Annotated in this window: 1 protein-coding gene; it reads left to right on the top strand. The window is 49.7% G+C overall.

Going from position 1 to position 592, the window contains the following annotated elements; translation table 11 throughout:
* Position 1: 1 nt before the first annotated feature.
* The coding region (locus FKP33_RS26785; RefSeq protein ID WP_258313575.1) for a phospholipase D-like domain-containing protein at positions 2-592 on the top strand (591 nt) is incomplete at its 3' end.

Raw genomic sequence — 592 nt, 5'->3', positions numbered from 1 at the left:
GTTGATCATTATTGCGGTTCGGGAGGTGCGCCGCCCCGCCAAAGCGTTGACTTGGATATCAGTCGGACTTGTATTACCGATTATCGGATTCGTTTGTTACCTGTTCGTCACGAATCCTGTGCAAATGCGGCGGGACAAGCTCGTTTCTTCGCACAATAACCCGATAGCGTTGCCTCCAGCATGCGGTCACTCCGCTTTTGTTATCGCCCGGGCTTTGCAACCTTTGTCTGTCAGTGGCCTTCGAACCGGTTCCGTCCAAATCCTCACGAACGGGATGGAAACCTACGGAAAACTCCTTCAATCAATTCAGGCCGCACAAAAGACAATAGATCTTGAATATTACATATACCGGAATGACCATATCGGTAAACGTATCACAGATGTGCTGATTGACCGGGCTTTATCCGGTGTGAAAATTCGTTTTATAAGGGATGGCTGGGGAAGTCGGTCGTTTCCCAAACATGCGGTTCGCCGGATGATGGAAGCAGGCATTGAATGCAGGACTATTTTTCCCATGCGATTCCCCTGGGTACTATCCAACTTGACATACCGGGATCACTGCAAGATCGTCATCGTCGACGGAAAGGAAGCT

Source organism: Paenibacillus sp. tmac-D7 (assembly GCF_006519665.1).
GTDB lineage: Bacteria > Bacillota > Bacilli > Paenibacillales > NBRC-103111 > Paenibacillus_G > Paenibacillus_G validus.
The sequence above is the reverse complement of the archived record's forward strand: the minus strand, read 5'-3'. Positions and strand labels throughout refer to the sequence as shown.